Raw genomic sequence first — 1,246 nt, 5'->3', positions numbered from 1 at the left:
TCCTGGCCGGCATGGTCATCCAGAAGGTCACCGGCCACTCGTACGCGACGGAGATCCGCCACCGCATCATCAACCCCCTCCACCTGAAGGCGACTTCACTCCCCGGCACGAAGGCGACGCTCCCGGGCCCGAGCAGCCACGCCTACAGCAAGCTCGCGGAGACGACGACGGGCCCGACGTACGACGTCTCGAAGCTGAACCCGTCCATCGCCTCCTCGGCGGGCGAGATGATCTCCGACTCCGCCGACCTGGACCGCTTCTACAGCGCGCTGCTGGGCGGAAAACTCCTCCCGCCGAAGCAGCTCAAGGAGATGAAGACGACGGTGCCGGCCGGCGCCAGCCCGACCACGCGCTACGGCCTCGGCATCTCCGACATCACCCTGCCCTGCGGCGTCCACATCTGGGGCCACGACGGCGGTATCCACGGCTCGCAGTCCGCGGTGGTGGCGACGCCGGACGGCCGGCACGCGCTGGCCTTCAACTTCAACGGGGACTGGTCGGGGGACGCGGGGGCGGTGGTGGTGGGGGAGTTCTGCGGGACGTGACGGCTCCGCGCGGACAGCGGCCACGAAGGAGCAGCACACAGCAGACGAGGGAACAGGTCAGCCCCGCGTACAGCAGCGGCGAGGCCCAGAACCACACCACCTCGGTGTTGTACCCGCTGCTCCACCGGCATTTGACGGACAGCGGAAAGCTGCCCACGTGCACGGAGGTCAACCGGGAGTCCCCTGGTGATTGCCAGCGCACGCCGTCCGGCGTCTTGTCCGCACACAGGTCCAACGGATTCGTGTAGGCGAGCCCGTAGACGGTCCCGGCCCCGTAGGCGGCGATCGCGGCCACGACCCCGATCACCGCCCAACGGGCCGCCCGCGAGGGCTTCTTCCTGGCTACCCACAACCCGTACGGCACTGCCCCGAAGGCCACGAGGAAGACCGTGACCACAGGCGGACCGAAGAACGTGAACAGAGACACCATGCGCGTGACGGTACGTCGACGAAGAAGAGGACTCCGCGTTGACGATCGACGTATCGGTCTCCGCATCCCTCGATTGGTTTCTGCGGGGAGACATCGGAAAGACGGTTCGCGTCCAGCTCGCCGTAGGCCCCCGTACCAATTGACCCCCGGATAACCAATCGGACCCAGACACGAGACGCCCAGTTCATTCGCACGAAATGTCCGTGCCGCCTCATAACGGCTAACCCGCTGTTCACGGGGATGGCTCGATTCATACGCAAGGCGGGTGGTC

Annotated in this window: 2 protein-coding genes; one reads left to right on the top strand and one right to left on the bottom strand. The window is 66.9% G+C overall.

All coding sequences use genetic code 11. The annotated features are described in order from the left end of the window. Positions 1-545 (top strand): serine hydrolase domain-containing protein (locus tag ACFWI9_RS34445; protein WP_387169274.1); only part of this gene is annotated, 545 nt, incomplete at its 5' end. On the opposite strand, the gene ACFWI9_RS34440 is transcribed toward ACFWI9_RS34445, so the two are convergent. Beyond that, complete coding sequence (locus ACFWI9_RS34440) at positions 484-975, bottom strand: hypothetical protein (protein ID WP_387169271.1); 492 nt, start codon at positions 973-975, stop codon at positions 484-486. The two genes, ACFWI9_RS34445 and ACFWI9_RS34440, sit on opposite strands and share 62 nt — an antisense overlap. Positions 976-1,246 lie beyond the last annotated feature (271 nt).

The sequence above is a fragment of the Streptomyces sp. NPDC127084 genome (assembly GCF_042724175.1).
Taxonomy (GTDB): domain Bacteria; phylum Actinomycetota; class Actinomycetes; order Streptomycetales; family Streptomycetaceae; genus Streptomyces.
Note: the sequence above shows the minus strand (reverse complement) of the source record. Positions and strands in the feature narration are given on the sequence as shown.

Excerpts from the sequence above, each read along its gene's own strand:
- ACFWI9_RS34440 (WP_387169271.1), bottom strand. The coding sequence starts at position 975 with ATGGTGTCTCTGTTCACGTTCTTCGGTCCGCCTGTGGTCACGGTCTTC.